At 72.9% G+C, this 16,355-nt stretch carries 9 protein-coding genes; 3 read left to right on the top strand and 6 right to left on the bottom strand.

The features are described 5' to 3' along the window. Nucleotides 1–69: 69 nt before the first annotated feature. The 3 genes from PED38_RS04050 to PED38_RS04060 all read right to left on the bottom strand — a co-directional run bounded on the left by PED38_RS04050 (nt 70) and on the right by PED38_RS04060 (nt 9,067). Nucleotides 70–3,687, bottom strand: coding sequence for a S8 family serine peptidase (locus PED38_RS04050; protein WP_414764213.1), 3,618 nt, complete (start codon nt 3,685–3,687; stop codon nt 70–72). 319 nt (nt 3,688–4,006) lie between these two features. Beyond that, nucleotides 4,007–7,606, bottom strand: coding sequence for a S8 family serine peptidase (locus tag PED38_RS04055; protein ID WP_270979885.1), 3,600 nt, complete (start codon nt 7,604–7,606; stop codon nt 4,007–4,009). Nucleotides 7,607–7,852: 246 nt separating this feature from the next. Continuing rightward, nucleotides 7,853–9,067 (bottom strand): NADP-dependent isocitrate dehydrogenase, encoded by a 1,215-nt coding sequence (locus tag PED38_RS04060; RefSeq protein WP_045529537.1) that lies wholly within the window; start codon nt 9,065–9,067, stop codon nt 7,853–7,855. A gap of 201 nt (nt 9,068–9,268) precedes the next feature. Here PED38_RS04060 and PED38_RS04065 point away from each other — a divergent pair, with 201 nt between their 5' ends. The 3 genes from PED38_RS04065 to PED38_RS04075 all read left to right on the top strand — a co-directional run bounded on the left by PED38_RS04065 (nt 9,269) and on the right by PED38_RS04075 (nt 10,649). Next, complete coding sequence (locus PED38_RS04065; RefSeq protein WP_043673388.1) at nt 9,269–9,721, top strand: GNAT family N-acetyltransferase; 453 nt, start codon at nt 9,269–9,271, stop codon at nt 9,719–9,721. Nucleotides 9,722–9,724: 3 nt separating this feature from the next. Beyond that, nucleotides 9,725–10,045, top strand: a complete 321-nt coding sequence (locus tag PED38_RS04070) for an MGMT family protein (RefSeq protein ID WP_063071658.1) — start codon at nt 9,725–9,727, stop codon at nt 10,043–10,045. Between the two features lie 166 nt (nt 10,046–10,211). Next, nucleotides 10,212–10,649: a hypothetical protein gene (locus tag PED38_RS04075; protein ID WP_254654520.1), complete on the top strand. Its 438-nt coding sequence runs from the start codon at nt 10,212–10,214 to the stop codon at nt 10,647–10,649. A gap of 47 nt (nt 10,650–10,696) precedes the next feature. Here the strand turns inward: PED38_RS04075 and PED38_RS04080 are convergent, their stop codons facing one another. The 3 genes from PED38_RS04080 to ddaH all read right to left on the bottom strand — a co-directional run bounded on the left by PED38_RS04080 (nt 10,697) and on the right by ddaH (nt 16,061). Further along, complete coding sequence (locus PED38_RS04080) at nt 10,697–12,505, bottom strand: ABC transporter ATP-binding protein (protein WP_270979890.1); 1,809 nt, start codon at nt 12,503–12,505, stop codon at nt 10,697–10,699. Then, on the bottom strand, nt 12,502–14,268 hold the full coding sequence (locus PED38_RS04085) for an ABC transporter ATP-binding protein (RefSeq protein ID WP_175345497.1): 1,767 nt from the start codon (nt 14,266–14,268) through the stop codon (nt 12,502–12,504). Before PED38_RS04085 ends, PED38_RS04080 begins: the two co-directional genes overlap by 4 nt. A 635-nt stretch (nt 14,269–14,903) precedes the next feature. Further along, the gene (gene ddaH / locus PED38_RS04090) at nt 14,904–16,061 is read right to left on the bottom strand and encodes a dimethylargininase (protein WP_270979891.1); all 1,158 of its coding nucleotides are present in this window, start codon (nt 16,059–16,061) and stop codon (nt 14,904–14,906) included. Nucleotides 16,062–16,355: the final 294 nt, after the last annotated feature.

Genomic DNA, 16,355 nt, shown 5'->3' on the forward strand with positions numbered 1-16,355 from the left:
ACGACGGAGGGGGCGGGCGCCTCGCGGCACCCGCCCCCTCGGAGGTCATGACTCGGGATCAGTCGCGGATCAGCGGATCACGAAGATGTGCTTCCGCGAGCTGGTCTCCGCCGCGTTCGCGTCGTCGCCCGCGTAGGCGGCGGTCACGGCGTACAGGCCCTTCGCGTACGCCGGCAGCCGGACGCGGCCGGTGCCGGACGCGTCCAACGCGACCTCGTACGCGTCCCTGCCGACCGTGACGGTGACGCTGCCCGTGGGCGCCGCCTTCGCCGCGCTGCCGACCTCGACCGTGACGACGGCCTTCCGCGCGCTCGTCAGCACCCACGGCGTGACGGACACCGTGACCCTGCTGGCCAGCTTGATCACGACGGGCTCGCTGGTCGCGGTGCCCGCGGGGCCCGCGGTCGGCTTCGCCGTCACGACGACCGTGAGCGACTTCCCCGCGACCGACTTCGCGGCCCGGTAGGTCGCGCGCGTCTGTCCGGCGAGCGGCTTCCCGTCGGCGGACCACTGGTACGAGAAGGCCAGGCCCTCGGCGTCCCACGTGCCGGGCGACGCGGTGAGCGTCCGGCCGACGGCGGGCGTGCCGGTGATCACGGGCGGCGCGGTCGCGACGGGGGCCGGGGTCGCGCCCGACTCGACGCGCACGTAGGTCGTCGCCGCGGAGCCCGAGTAGGCGACGCGACCGAGGTACGACGTCTCGGGAGCGAGGCCGGTCCACGACGCCGTGTAGGTGGCCGGCCGGCTCTGCACCGCGTCGACCGGGTCCGGGGACACCCGGAAGCCGCCCTCGTCCGTCGTCGTGGACAGGTCGTACTCCGTGACCGTCCACTCCTCGGTCGTCTCGCCCTCGGGGACCGAGAAGACGTCGACCTTCACCACGTACTCGCCGGCGACCGGCTCCTCGATGGTCACGGACTCGTCGGCGGACTCGGTGGCCGAGGTGTACGTCGCCGCCACCTTCCCGTCGACGACCCGGGTGACCGTGAGGTCGAGGTCGGCGGCGTCGTCCGCCGAGTCGAGGTCGATCCGGGTGGCCAGCTGGCCCTCCGGGACGGTCACCGGGTAGGTGGCCGACGTCTTCGCGGGGCCGGATCCGGTGACGGGCGACGAGGCGTCCTCCGGGTCCGGGATCACGACGCCGGCGCTGAGGCCCTCGGCGGTGAGCGCGATCGGGCCCGTGGTGCCGGGCGTCACCGTGACGTCGACGGAGCCGTCGATGCCGGTCCCCTGCACCTCGGCCGGGGCCGCGATGGCGACGGGGTTCACGGCGACGGGGCTGCGCACGACGTGGTCGGCGCTCGTCCAGGTGAGCGACCCGGTGGCGTACGCGTCGACGGGCGCCGTGGTGCGCGTGAACGCCACCTCGTACGACTTCGTCTGGCCCGCCTCGGTGAACTCGAGCGTGGACGGGGTCACGTCCGCCGTGATGCCCGCGAGCCCCTGCACGCTGGCCGCGTAGGTACCGGGCCCGGTGGAGGTGACCTCGCGGGTCACGGTCTCGGAGCCGGTGAGGGCGCCGATCGCGATGCTCGCCAGGTTGAGCTCCGACGGGTCGACGGGGTCGATGCCCGTCGCGTAGCCGAGGGCCGCGAGGTACGCGACCCAGTCGCTGCGGTCGTTGAGGTACAGGAGGCCCGCGTCGAGGTAGCGGCGCGCGTCCACGTGGCCGGCGCCCTGGGCGAAGGGATCCGTGACCGTGCCGCCGTCCGCGTCCACCGTGTCGTACGCGGTGGTCATGAGGGCCGACTTGATCTCGGAGACGGGCGCGTTCGGGCGCTCGCCCAGGTACAGCAGCGCGAGGCCGGCCACGTGCGGGGCCGCCATCGACGTGCCGGACAGGAGCGCGAAGGTCGGGTCGCCGCCCTCCGCGTTGTTCGTGGCCGCGATGATCGAGACGCCGGGCGCCGCGACGTCGGGCTTCAGGATGTCGCTGCCGTCCGCGAGCACCGGGCCGCGCGAGCTGAAGCCGGCGACCTGCGGGGTCGGGGCGGACACGCCCGTGACGTTGTCGGGCACGAGGGTGACGGTCGCGCCGGACGTCGCCGCGTAGGCGGAGACGGCCGCGTAGACGTCCGCGTCGAGGTGGACGGTCGGCACGGCGTGCGTGTCGGCGTCGATCGAGTTGGGCGTCGGGTTCACGAGGACCATGCCGATGCCGCCGGCCCGCTCGACCTCGGCCGACTTGGCGGTGCGGTCGAAGGTGCCGCGCTCGCACAGGACGATCTTCCCGGCGGTCTTGGCCGGGTCGAGGGATCCGGGTCCGCACAGGTTCGGGGTCGTGGCGCCGGCCGCGGCGACGGAGGCCGCCGTGACGAAGGCGCCGGTCACCGGCTCGGTGACCGTGATGGACGAGCCCGCGAACTGCTGCCCGTCGCCGAGCTTCGCGGTGGCCTCGAAGTTGCCCGCGACCGTGCTCGCGGCGACCGTCGTGATCCACGGCGACGCGTTGTCGAGCGTGGAGGCGTCGGGCCCGGAGTTGCCGGCGGATGCCGAGACGAAGATGCCCGCCGTGGCCGCGCCGAGGAACGCCTGGTCGGTGGCGGAGAACGTGGTCCGCGCGGCGCCGCCGCCGATGGAGTAGTTGATGACGTCCACGCCGTCCGCGGTCGCCTGCTCGATGGCGGCGACGAGGTCAGCGCCCGCGCAGCCGTCGTCGGTCTGGACGGAGCCGTCGGGGCCCGACCAGCAGACCTTGTAGGCCGCGACCTTCGACGCGGGCGCGACGCCCGAGATCTCACCGAGCGGGTTGCCGTCGATCGTGGCCTCCACGCCGGCCTCGCCCGCCGCGGTGGACGCGGTGTGCGATCCGTGGCCGTCGCCGTCGCGCGGGGAGACGTACTCGCCGGTCGCCGCGGTGCCGATGTTCGCCTTGCCGAAGCCGTCGACGAAGTAGCGCGCGCCGACGATCTTCGTGCTGCAGTCGGCGGCCGCGAACTGCTCGCCCGTCTGGCACACGCCCGCGAACTGCGTGCCGTCGCCCTTGTCGAAGCGGATCGTGGACCCGTCGAGGTAGGGCGCGTCGCCCTTCGCGGTGCCGAGCGGCTCTCCCGCGAAGGACGGGTTCTCGGGGGCGATGCCGGTGTCGATCACGCCGATCACCGCGCCCTCGCCCGCCTCCTCCTGACCGCCCGTCTTCGCCCAGACGCCGTCGGCGCCCGTGAGGCCGAGGAAGTCGGCCGCGGGGGTGGAGGTGGGGTGGTAGATCCGGTCGAGCTCGACGCTCTGGACCTCCCGGTCGCTCGAGAGCTCGGCGGCCTGCTCGGCGGTGAGGTCGGCCGAGAAGCCGTTGACCGTCAGCGAGTACGAGTAGTCGATGTCGGCGCCGACGCTGGCGGCCACATCCTGCTGCTGCTGCTCGAGGTGGTCGGTGTAGTCGACGACGGGGGCGGACCGGGCGTCGAGCTGCGTGCCCGAGCGCGCCTGCGTCGCGGGGAGTCCCGCGATGCCGCCCTGGTACGTGGCGGCGGCCTGGTCGACGAGGGTGACGATGTAGCGGCCGTCCTCGAGGTCGGCCGCCTGCTTCGCGACGGTCGGCGCGGGCGCGGCCATCGCGCCTCCCGCTCCGAACGTGACGAGGCCGGCGGCGACGAGGGCGGTGGCGGCGACGGAGGCCGTCGCCCGGCGCAGGGAGGCTGCGCGGTCGGACTCCGGGCGGAGCCGAGGGGAGCGTGGGATCACGAACACGTCCTTCAGATGGGGATCGGTGGCCCGAACGCGCCCCTTGCGACGCGCACGAATCCTCAACATACCCCGGGTATTCGCCCTGAGAAGGGCTCCGTGTTACCACCGTGTAACGGTTGCCGAAGGCACTCAGATGCCCGTCATCTCGGCGATCTGCCGACGCCGTGACACCGAAGTGAGTCTGTGCCCATGCCCCGCGCACGGCAGGTTTCCAGCATCCCGTCCGGCCGGATCCGCGCGACACCGCGCGCGCCGCGCATCGCCCCGGGCACGCGGGAGGGGCGGGTGCCGTCGGCACCCGCCCCTCCGTCTCACCTGCGGATCAGCCCGCCATGTGCCACTTCCGCGCGGGGCTCGTGCCGGCGCCGACCACGCCGTCACCCGCGTACGAGGCCCGGACCGAGTAGTCGCCCGGCTGGATCCCGGACACGTCCAGGTGCCCCGACCCCGACCCGTCCAGCGGCACCGTGAAGGTGCGGTCGCCGACGGGGACGGTCACCGAGCCGGTGGCCGCCGCGCGCGCGCCGCTCCGCACGGACACGTCGATGCACGCGGATCCGGACGGCGCGCCCGCCGGAGTCGTGAGCGTCATCCGCACGTCGGCCGCGTACCGCGCCGTCACCGGCGCGCTCGTGGCGTCCGCCGTCGCGCCTCCCGGCGCGGTCGCCGTGACGCGCGCGGTGAGCGCGGTCCCGGACAGCTTCGACGTGACGCGGAGCACGGAGGCCGTCGCGCCCGGGATGGGCTTCCCATCCGACAGCCACTGCGTCGCGAAGGTCGTGCCCACCGGGGTCCACGTGCCGGTCGAGGCCGTCAGCGTCTGCCCGACGTCCGGCGTCCCGCTGATCACAGGTGGCGCGCTGGCGACGGGCGCGGCGGCGGCGGCCGGCGTCGTGACGTCGACCAGCGTCGAGGCGTCGGATCCCGCGTACGTCACGAGACCGACGTACGCGGACCCCGCCGCGAGGCCGGACCACGACGCCGTGTACGTGACCTTCCGGCCCTGCGTCACGGGGAGCTGCGCGGGCGACACCGCGAACGAGCCCTGCCCGCCCGACGCCGTGACGTCGTAGCGGGTCAGGTCGACGTCGGCCTTCTGCGCCGTCCCGGCGACCGACTCCGCCTCCAGGGTCGCGACGTACTTTCCGGCCGGGGGCGCCGGCACGACGATGCGCTCGGACGGCGACGACGTCTCCTGGATGTCGACGACCTTGCGCGTGCCGTCGGCTCCGACGCTCTGCAGCAGCAGGGACAGGTCGGAGGCGCCGTCACGCGGGGTCGCGTCGAGCACCAGCGCATCCTCCCCCGCGGCGACGGTGAACGGGAGCTCCAGCCCCTCGTCCTTCGCGAGGGATCCGCTCGGACCCGACGGGGTGCCCGACGCGGCGTGCAGCACCTCCCCCTTCGCGAGCCCGGAGGCGGTGAGCGCGATCCGGCCCGAGACGCCGGGGGTCACCGGCACGGCGACCTTCCCGGCGGTCCCGCTGCCGGACACGCGGGCCGGGGCCTCGACCGCCTCCGGCCGCACCGCGACCGGGCTGCGGACGGTGCCGCCGGGGCCCGTCCAGGTGAGCGACCCGGTCGACCACGAGCCCGTGGCCGTACCGGCCTTCGTCGTGATGCGCACCTGGAAGGAGCGCGTCTGCCCGGGGGCCGTGAAGGTGAGCTTCGCCGGGCTGACCTTCACGTCCGCGCCGGCCACGCCCTGCACGGACGCGGTCCAGGTGCCGGCCGCCTGCGACGTCACCGTGCGCGTGACGGTGGTGCTGCCGACGAGCTTCCCGACCGCGATGCTCGGCAGGTTCAGCTGCGACACCGGCACGGCCGCCGCGGGATGCGGCAGCTCCAGGCCGGTCTGCGCGGCGTAGCCCGCCCAGTCCTTCGGGCCGCTCGGGTACACGAGGCCGGGGTGCAGGTACCGCGCCGGCGCGATCTCGCCGGCGCCCTGCGCGAACGGATCGGGGGCGGCCTGGCCCTTGGCGTCCACCGTGTCCGTCGCGGTGGTCATCATCGCCGACTTGATCTCCGCGGGCGACGCCTTCGGGTGGATGCCGAGGTAGTCGAGCGCGAACCCGGCGATGTGCGGCGACGACATCGACGTGCCCGAGAGCACGGCGAAGCCCGGCTTGCCGTCGATGTCGGCGTAGGCCGCGGGGATGCCGGAGCCCGGTGCGGTGATGTCGGGCTTGATGATGTCGCCGCCGTCCGGCAGGTCGGGCCCGCGCGAGCTGAAGCCGGTGACCTGCGGAGCGGGGCGCACGACGCCCGAGGTGTTGCCGGGCGTGAGCGTCGCGGTGGCGCCGGCCTTCGCGGCGTACGCGACGATCGCGGGCCGGGCGTCGACGTCGACGTGGACGGTCGGCACGGTGTGCGTGTCGAGGTCCTCGGAGTCCGCCTTCACGTTGGTGAGGATCATGCCGATGCCGCCCGCGCGCAGCACCTCGGCGCTCTTGTCGATGCGGGCCGACACGCCGCGGTCGCACTGCACGATGCGGCCCTTCACCTTCGCCGGATCCAGCGTCCCCTTCCCGCACAGCTCCGGCGACTTCGCCCCGGCGACGCCGGCGGCCGCCGCGCTCACGAGCGGGCCCGTGACCGTGGTCGGCACCGTGATGGATCCTCCGGAGTGCTTGGTGCCGTCGCCGAGCGTGACGGTGGCCGAGTAGTTGTCGGGCACGCTGCTGGCCGCGACGGTCGTGATCCACGGGTCGAGGTTCGTGACGGTGCCCGCGTCGGGCCCGCTGTTGCCCGCGGACGCGGCGACGAAGACGCCGGCGCTCGCGGCGCCCAGGAGCGCGCGCTGCCAGGCGTCCGGCGACTTCCCGCTGCCGCCGAGCGACATGTTGATGACGTCCGCCCCGTCGGCCGTGGCCTGGTCGATCGCGGCGATGACGTCGGACGCCTGGCAGCCGTCGTCGGTCTCGACGGTCGGGTCGGGCCCCTGCCAGCACACCTTGTAGGCGGCGATCTTCGCGGCGGGGGCGACACCCGAGATCGTGTCGAGCACGCGCCCCTGGATGGTGGCCGTGACGCCCGCGTCCCCCGCGGCCGTGCTGGCGGTGTGGGTGCCGTGCCCGCCCGCGTCGCGCGGCGAGCGCGTCTCCTGCGGGCCGAGCGGGTCCTTGGACGCGTCCCGCCCGGCGATGAAGTAGCGGGCGCCGATGAGCTTCGTCGAGCAGTCGGCCGCGGTGAAGCCGGCGCCGGTCTGGCAGGTCCCGTGGAAGACGCTGCCGTCGGCCTTCCGGAACGCGATGCCCGTGCCGTCGAGGTAGGGCTCGTCGCCCGGGGTGGATGCGAGGGCCTTGCCCGCGAACGACGGGTTGTCGGGGGCGATGCCGGAGTCGATGTCGGCGATCACCGTGCCGGCGCCCGCCTTGTCCGCCCCGCCCGCGGCCGCCCACAGCCCGTGGTCGCCCTCGAGGCCGAGCGCGCGCGTCGCCGGGGTGGACTGCGTGTGCACGGTCTGGTCGGGCTCGACGCTCAGGACGTCGGCGGAGCGGCCGAGCGCTCGGACCTGCGCCGCGGTGAGGTCGGCGGAGAAGCCGTTCGTGGTGAGCGAGTACTCGTGCGTCGGCGTGACGCCGATCGAGTCGGCGACCGAGCGCTGCGCCTTCGCGAGGTGGTCGGTGTATCGCTGGACGACGTCGGACTGCGCGTCGAGGCGCGCACCGGCGTCGACCTTCGTGCGCGCGAGCCCGTCGAGGGTCCCGTCGTAGGTCGCGGCGGGCTGGTCCTTGAGGGTCACCAGGTAGTGGCCGTCCCCGGCGTCCGCCGGCAGGCTGGCCCGCGGGATCGTGGCGGCACCGGCCGCGGTGCTCCCGGCGACGACGAGCGCCAGCGCGAGCGTGCAGGCCGCCATGGGCCGGGCCCCGGGGAGGCGACGCCTCCCGCCGGGCGGGATCGGGTCGAGGTGGATGGGCATGGCTGTTCCCTCCTGTCGCCGGCTGACCGGCATCCGGATCCGCGGCGCACCACGTGCGCGGCACGGCGGTCGCCGCCGTCGCGGACTCGCGTCGTCGACGCGTTGGGGAGAACCGTAGGGAGGAAGCCGCGGCACCCGTCGGCCCTCTGCACACGCGAGGCCCGGCCGGGGACGCGAGAGGCCCCGCCCCCGTATCGGGGGCGGGGCCTCTCGGCGTGCGGCGGCGTCGCGAGGACGTCCGCGGGATCAGGCCAGGCGCGTCTGCAGGTTGTCCGCGAGCGACGCGAGGAACTCCTCGGTCGTCTGGTACGGCTGGTCGGGCCCGACGAGGAGCGCGAGGTCCTTCGTCATCTTGCCGCTCTCGACCGTCGTGATGACGACGTCCTCGAGGGTGTCCGCGAACGTCTTCAGCGCGTCGTTGCCGTCGAGCTTCGCGCGGTGCGCGAGGCCCCGGGTCCAGGCGTAGATCGACGCGATGGGGTTCGTCGACGTGGGCTTGCCCTGCTGGTGCTGGCGGTAATGGCGCGTGACGGTGCCGTGCGCGGCCTCCGCCTCGACGACCTTGCCGTCGGGCGTGGTGAGCACGCTCGTCATGAGGCCGAGCGAGCCGAAGCCCTGGGCCACGGTGTCGGACTGCACGTCGCCGTCGTAGTTCTTGCAGGCCCAGACGTAGCCGCCCTCCCACTTGAGCGAGGCGGCGACCATGTCGTCGATGAGGCGGTGCTCATACGTGAGGCCGGCGGCGTCGAACTGCTCCTTGTACTCGGCCTCGAAGACCTCCTGGAACAGGTCCTTGAAGCGGCCGTCGTAGGCCTTGAGGATCGTGTTCTTCGTCGAGAGGTACACCGGGTAGTTGCGGGCGAGGCCGTAGGACAGCGACGCGCGCGCGAAGTCGCGGATCGAGTCGTCGAGGTTGTACATGCCCATCGCGACGCCGGATCCGGGGCTCTGGAACACCTCGAACTGCTGCGGCTCGGAGCCGTCCTTCGGGGTGAAGGTCATCGTGAGCGTGCCCTCGCCCTCGAAGCGGAAGTCGGTGGCGCGGTACTGGTCGCCGAACGCGTGGCGGCCGACGATGATCGGCTTGTTCCATCCGGGCACGAGGCGCGGGATGTTGCTGATGATGATGGGCTCGCGGAAGATCGTGCCGCCCAGGATGTTGCGGATGGTGCCGTTCGGCGAGCGCCACATCTTCTTCAGGCCGAACTCCTCGACGCGCGCCTCGTCGGGCGTGATCGTGGCGCACTTGACGCCGACGCCGTGCTTCTTGATGGCGTTGGCCGCGTCGATCGTGATCTGGTCGTCGGTCTCGTCGCGCTTCTCGATGCCCAGGTCGTAGTACTCGAGGTCGATGTCGAGGTACGGGTGGATGAGCGTGTCCTTGATGGACTGCCAGATGATGCGCGTCATCTCGTCGCCGTCGAGCTCGACGACGGTCCCCTCTACCTTGATCTTCTCCACGAAGTCCTCCTCATGCTCGTCGGTGCCCTCCGTCCGCGCGTCTCCGTCGGCGCGCGGCGGGTCCGGCTCGTCGCCGGTGGATCCGTCGGCCAGCCTACCCGCCGAGGCCGTTGTCTCGACATCGAGACATCCCCGATCCCGCGATCGGACGGGGCCGGCGCCGTCCTGGTCCGGCCGGGCGCCGGGCGATACCCTGTGCCCATGAGCGACATGAGACTCGAAGAGCTGAGCGCCCGCACGATCGTGGCGGCCAACACGCTGACGCTCAAGCCGGGGCAGGAGAACTACGTCGCCCCCGTGTCGCACTCCATCGCCGAGGCGTACGTCAACCCCACCACCGCCTGGCCCCGCGTCGTGATCGAGGACGAGGAGGTCGTCGGCTTCATCATGGGCAACTTCGACCCCGAGGCCCACGAGGAGATCTTCCGCAGCTGCATCTGGCGCATCAACGTCGACGCCGACGCGCAGGGCCACGGCGTCGGCCGCTTCGCCGTCCTCTCGCTCGCCGACGAGGCGCGCTCGCGCGGGTTCGACCGCCTCACGGTGGTGTGGGAGCCGGGCGAGGACGGACCGGAGGACTTCTTCACGCACGTGGGCTTCGAGGTCATCGGCGAGACGCAGTACGGCGAGGCCATCGGCGCGCTGGCGCTCTAGCGCGTGGCCGTCTTCACGACGCCCGGCGAGTACACCGATCGTGTCCTCGAGGTCGTGGCCGAGATCCCCGCCGGCCGGGTCATGACCTACGGCGACGTGGCCGCCGTCTTCGGCCGTCGCGGCGCTCGCGCCGTGGGGATGGTGATGCGGTACCACGGCTCCGGGCTCCCCTGGTGGCGCGTGCTCCGCGCGGGCGGGCACCCGCCGACGGGCCTCGCGGACGAGGCGCGCCCGCGGTACGAGGCGGAGGGCACGCCGCTCGTCGACGCGCCGACGGATGCGGGCTACCGCGTCGACCTGGCGGCGGCCCGCTGGTTCCCCTGACGGGCTGACGGGCTGACGTGCGCTGCCGGGCCACGCCGAGCCACGCCGTGACACCGGCGCCCTGCTCCCCGTCCGCCTGACGGCCGAGCCCGGATCATGCTCCGGGACCACCGCCGGGGCCTCCCGGCCGATGCGGCGGAGGACCCTCGACCGCTGGACTGGGATCATGCCCCGTCGCCCGTCCGCCCGCTCCCTCGTCGCCGTCCCGATCACCGTCGTCCTCGCGCTGTCTCTCGGCGGCTGCGGCGCGGCCCGCACGGTCGGCGGCATGACCAGCCCGGCGGACGCGCGCGTCTACGCCGCGGCGGCGGACGCCGAGGGGCGGCTCCCGTCGTGGATCCCCGCCGACGCGACCGACGTCCGCATCAAGACCTCGCTCCGCGGCGAGGGCGCCATCCTCGCGTTCCGCTCCGCGACGCCGGCGGACGCCCTCGGCTGCACCGCCGCTCCCGCCGACGCTCCCCCGCCCGCCGTCCAGGACACGTGGTGGCCGGATCCGTCGCCCACGGCCGCGATGACGTGCGGCGACGGCTGGCTGACCGCCGCCGCCGGGGACGCCGTGCACGCGTGGCTGCCGGCCGGGTCGCGCGCGCTCGACCTCTGACACCGGGCAGGGCACCTGCCGCGCGGGAGGCGCCCTGCTCGGTCGCGCTAGACCAGCGACTCCCGCCAGGCCGCGTGCAGCTGCGAGAAGCGGCCCGTGCCCTGGATGAGCGACTCGGGCGTGCCGTCCTCGACGATCCGTCCCTGCTCCATCACGAGCACGCGGTCGGCGATCGCGACCGTCGAGAGCCGGTGGGCGATGATGATCGCCGTCCGGTCCGCGAGCAGCGTGGTGAGCCCCTGCTGCACGAGCCGCTCGCTCGGGATGTCGAGCGAGCTCGTCGCCTCGTCGAGGATGAGCACCGCCGGATCCGCGAGGAAGGCGCGCGCGAACGACACCAGCTGCCGCTGGCCCGCCGAGACGCGCCCGCCGCGCTTGTTCACGTCGGTGTCGTAGCCGTCGGGCAGGCTCACGATGAAGTCGTGGGCGCCCACCGCGCGCGCCGCCTCCTCGATCTCGCCACGCGTGGCGTCCGGCTTCCCGATGGCGATGTTGTCCGCGACCGAGCCGGAGAAGAGGTACGCCTCCTGCGTCACCATGACGATGGCGCGGCGCAGGTCCTTCGGGTGCAGGTCGCGGAGGTCGATCCCGTCGAGCGCCACGCGGCCGTCGGACGGGTCGTAGAAGCGGGAGATGAGCTTCGCGAGCGTCGTCTTGCCGGCCCCCGTGGATCCGACGAGCGCGATGGTCTGCCCGGCCGGCATGTCGAGGTCGAACCTCGGGAGGATGGTCTTGCCCTTCCCGTAGCCGAACTCGACGCCCTCGAACGACACGTGGCCGGTGGAGTGCCACAGGTCGACGGGTCGCACCGGGTCCGGCACGCTCGGCTCCTCCTCGAGCACGCCCGAGATCTTCTCGAGCGCCGCCGACGCCGACTGGTAGCTGTTGTAGAACATGGCCATGTCCTGCGCCGGCCCGAAGAACTGGCGCGTGTAGAGCACGACAGCGAGCAGCGCGCCGATGCCGAGCTGACCGTCGGCCACGCGCAGGCCGCCCACGAGCAGCACCACGGCCACCGTGATGTTGCCGATGAGGATGAGGCCCGGGTCGAAGACGCCGAACACCTGGATCACCCGCATGTTCGTGTCGCGGTACCCCTCGACGTGCTCGGAGAACTCGTCCGCGTTCCGCTTCTCCTTGCGGAACGCCTTCACCGCGCGGATGCCGGTCATGGTCTCCACGAAGTGCACGATGAGCCGCGCGGACTTCACGCGCGTCTGCCGGAACAGCGCCTGCGACTTGAGCGCGAACCAGACGCTGAGGAAGAAGAGCGGCACGAGCGCCGCGAGCAGCACGAGGCCCGATACCCAGTCGAAGGAGAACAGCGCGATGGCGGTGAACGCCATGTACAGCGCGCCCTGCACCAGCTGGTTGATGCCGCCGTTGAGCAGCTCCCGGATGGAGTCGAGGTCGCTCGTCTGCCGGGAGATGATGCGGCCCGACGTGTAGGTCTCGTGGAACTCGAGGCTCAGCTTCTGGGTGTGCAGGAACATGCGCTTGCGGAGGTCGATGAGGATCTCCTGCGCGATGCGCGCCGACATCACCTGGTACTTGGCCACCAGCACGGCGCCCGCGACCGCCACGAGGACGTACGCGCCGATGACGAGCGCGAGGAGCGTGGGGTCGTCCGTCTCGAGCAGCGCCGGCAGCGCGCGGTCGAGGCCCACGCCGATGAGCGCGGGGCCGGCGACGTTGGCCGCGGTGGCCACGAGGATCGTGACGGCGGTGAGGATCAGCGTCCGCTTGACGGGCTGGACGGTGCTGACGAGCAGCCGCGTGGAGCGGCGTCGGATCTGCCTGCTCTCGGCGCGGGAGAAGTCGTCCCTCTCCTCGCCGGTGACCCCGGTGACGCTCATGCTGAGGCCTCCTCGCGCACGGTGTTCCCTTCCACGTCCAGGCTCGAGATGACGAACCGGTAGTGCTCGCTGGTGGCGAGCAGGTCGGAGTGCCGGCCGACCGCGGTGATGCGGCCGTCCTGCATGAGCGCCACCCGGTCCGCGAGCATCACGGTCGAGGGGCGGTGCGCCACGATGAGCGCGGTGGTGGACGCGAGCACGCGGCGCAGCGCCGCCTCGACGAGCGCCTCGGTGTCGACGTCGAGCGCCGACAGCGGGTCGTCGAGGACGAGCACGGAGGGCGCTGCGGCGACGGCACGCGCGAGCGCGAGCCGCTGGCGCTGCCCGCCGGAGAGGCTGAGCCCCTCCTCGCCGACCGTCGTCTCGATCCCGTCCGGCAGGTCGCGGACGAAGCCCGCCTGGGCGATGTCGAGCGCCTCCTGCAGCACGCGCTCCGCCTCGGGCCCGCCGTCGACGAGGTCGGGGCGGCCCAGCAGGACGTTGTCGCGGACGCTGGACGAGAAGAGCGTCGCGTCCTCGAAGGCCATGGCGATGCGGCTGCGGAGCTCCTCGAGCCGGAGGTCGCGGATGTCCACGCCGTCGAGCTCGATGCGGCCGCCCGTCACGTCGTAGAGCCGCGTGGTCAACGCCGTGAGCGTCGACTTGCCGCAGCCCGTGACGCCCACGAGCGCCATGGTCTCGCCGGGCAGCAGCTCGAGGTCGATGCCGTCGATGAGGTCCGCCTGCCCTGCCGGGGCGTCCTGGTAGCGGAAGTGCGCGTCCCGGAACACGAGGTGCCCGCGCGGATCCGCGATGGTAGCCGGCGCGTCGGGGTCGGTGATCGCGTCCTCCTCGTCCATCACCTCGAAGTAGCGGTCGACGGCCGTGCGCGCGTCGAAGGTCATCGACAGCAGGAAGCCGACGGACTCGATCGGCCAGCGCAGCACCGCGGCGGTCGCGAAGAACGCCACGAGGTCGCCGACCGAGATCTGGCCCGCGGACGCGAGCAGCACGCCGCCGAGGAGGGCGAGCGCGAACGTGATGTCCGGCACCAGCAGCAGCCACAGCCAGATGCCGGCGATCGCCTTCGCCTTCTTGATCTCGGTGCCGCGCAGCTCCTCCGCCTGCTCGGCGAACGCGTCGTGCATGTGCTTGCCGCGGCCGAACGCCTTGAGCACGCGGATGCCGTGGACCGACTGCTCGACGCTCGTCGCGAGGTCGCCCGACTGGTCCTGGCTGAGCCGGGCGACGGAGGAGTACTTCTGCTCGAAGAGGTAGCCGTAGACCCACAGCGGGATGGAGCAGACGAGGAACCCGATCCCGAGGCGCCAGTCGATGGACACCAGGAACCCGATGCCCACCAGGATCGTGAGGATGTTGACGATGAACAGCACCAGGCCGAACGCCATCCAGCGGCGGATGAGGTTGAGGTCGCTGACCATGCGGGACAGGAGCTGCCCGCTCTGCCACCGGTCGTGGAAGGCCACGGGCAGCCGCTGCAGCTTCCGGTAGAAGGCGTTGCGCATGTCCGCCTCCATCAGCGTGCCGGGCTTCAGCACGAACCAGCGGCGGAGGGCGATCATGGCGGCCTCGAGGATGCCGAGCCCCAGGATCAGGAGCACGGCGGGCACCACGGCCGCCGCGTCGCCGTCGCCGAGCGGCCCGTCGACGAGGCCCCGCAGGATCTGGGGGATGATCAGCGCCAGCAGCGAGCCGATGAGGGCCACCACCATGCCGGCGATGATGCTGGGCATCGCGGGACGCGCGAACGGCAGCAGGCGCATGAGCACCGCGATGGTGCCGGGCCGGGGGCCGTGGCGGTCGGAGGGGGGCGCGGCCTGGTCGGCGGGCGTTGTGCTGGGCACGAGGCGTTCCTTCGGTAGACCCGATCCATGGTGGACGGGCGGTCGTACGGCGGCGGTCGGCGTCAGGACGCGGACGGCGGGGTTCGTGGTGGGGCGACGCAGGCGCTCGCGACTCCACCGGAGGCGTGATCCCGCGGCGGGCGGTTGAGGGCGCGGCGGCCTCCCGGCGAGCACGCCCGGTCGGCACGCCGCGCGGCTGCCGGCGGCGTGGATCCGGCGGAGCGGGCGACGCGTCGGCGTCACCCCTCCCCGGCAGCGCTTAGAGGGCGGCTTCCGGGCGGAAGCCGTCGAGGCGCACGCGGATGGCGGCTGCGGGCGTCGAGTGCGTGCGTGCGTCTGTCGTCGATGTCGTGGTCATGACACCCTCCCTGGCTGCGTATGCGATTCACGTGTGGGCCGCACCGATCGGACCATGTGAATGGCCGCTCCAGGCAGCCTTTCAGGATATGCAGCGGAGGCGTCACGCACAAGAGCCCGCCCTGCATCCGAGGATGCGGGGCGGGCTCGTCGTCGAGGAGCGGGCGGCATGGAGCACGCGGCTCCCGCGCAGCGGGTCAGTCCACGCGCACCGAAAGGCACGTGACGGACCCCTCGAGCTTCTCGAACTCGCTGATGTCGACCGTCACCACCTCGTACCCGAGCGTCTGCAGGAGGTCGGCGGTGCGCGGGGCGGCGGCGGACAGGAGCACCGTGTGCTCGTCCAGGACCACGACCGCAGCGCCCTCGGCCTCCGGCACGGGGAGGAAGGACGGGAAGAGGCGGGCTGCGTCCACGAGCGGCTCGTACCCGATGACCGTGCCATCCGGCAGCGCGGTGACCTGCGTCTTGAGGTGGAGGGTCGAGGCCACGGGCACGGCGACGACCTCGTATCCGAGCGGGCGGGCGATCTCGCGGAGACGGCGGATGCCCTCGGGGTTCGTGCGGGAGCTGCTGCCCACGTAGAGCGTCCTGCCGACCTCGAGCACGTCTCCCCCGTCGACCGTCGCGGGCAGGTCGATGGTGACGACGTCGAGACCGAGATCCCAGACGCTCTGCTCCACGCCCTGCCGCTCACCACGACGCGACTCGGCGCCGGAGGTGAGCACGACCGCCGTGTCGCCCAGCACCACGACGGCGTCCTCGACGAAGACGGAGTCGGGGTGCGCGTCCGACGGCGGCACCTCGCGGGTGGCCCATCCGTGCTCCTCGAGCGCGAGCACGTAGCGCTCCCACTGCTGGTCGGCGAGCTCGGCGTCGATCGGCTGCCGATCGACGTGCGTGAGCTCGCCGTCGGCGAGGCGCGACGAGGGGATGCGGACGAGCGCGACCCGCTCCCGCGCACGCTCCTCGCCGTCGCCGGACAGACGCCGCCAGATCCGTCGTCCCAGGAGGATGGACGCGAGGATCAGGCCGAGCTCGAACATGAGGTTGAGGCCGAGGATGGTCCCGAGGAGCGGAGCGACGATGTCGCTCTTGAGCGGCGCCCCCTGCGCCATGGCACCGAGCAGGCTGCCGAGGAGCGCGGCCACGATCGCGGCGAGGACGGAGCCGACGATCGTGGTCCACAGCCGCCGGTACGCTCCGGCCCCCGCGAGAGCCGCGAGGAGCACGAACGAGATGAGCGTGTGCACGGTCCAGTAGTCCAGGAGCGGGACGAGAACGGCCACACCCGGCTGCTGGCTCGCGCTGAAGACCGTGAGCACGCTGAACAGCAGGCCGAGGATCGCGGACACCCCAGCCGCGACGAGCGCAGCGGACAGGGCCCTGCCGAGGGATGCGCCGGCTGCGGGCGACCGCTTCATGAAGGAGGGCGCGGGCCTGCCTGCGGTCCTCACCGCGCCCACCGCCGGATTCCCGGAAGAGGTCCGGGCGTGCATGTCGGCCGACGTCTCCGGGGCGTCGGGTGCGGAGGAGCGGTCATCGTCATGGTCGTTCTCTCGGGGATCGGTCACGACCCACGACCCTAATCCCCGCGCTCACGACCCTCATGTGAACGGCCTGGACGGCGGGCGGATGCCTCGCGCCGG

It is taken from the genome of Clavibacter sp. CT19 (assembly GCF_027858075.1).
Classification (GTDB): Bacteria; Actinomycetota; Actinomycetes; order Actinomycetales; family Microbacteriaceae; genus Clavibacter; species Clavibacter tessellarius_A.

Bases quoted from the DNA above. Each gene is read 5' to 3' on its own strand.
- PED38_RS04065 (WP_043673388.1), top strand. From the start codon at position 9,269: ATGAGCGACATGAGACTCGAAGAGCTGAGCGCCCGCACGATCGTGGCG.
- PED38_RS04080 (WP_270979890.1), bottom strand. From the start codon at position 12,505: ATGAGCGTCACCGGGGTCACCGGCGAGGAGAGGGACGACTTCTCCCGC.
- PED38_RS04075 (WP_254654520.1), top strand. From the start codon at position 10,212: ATGCCCCGTCGCCCGTCCGCCCGCTCCCTCGTCGCCGTCCCGATCACC.
- PED38_RS04055 (WP_270979885.1), bottom strand. From the start codon at position 7,606: ATGCCCATCCACCTCGACCCGATCCCGCCCGGCGGGAGGCGTCGCCTC.
- PED38_RS04085 (WP_175345497.1), bottom strand. From the start codon at position 14,268: ATGCGCCTGCTGCCGTTCGCGCGTCCCGCGATGCCCAGCATCATCGCC.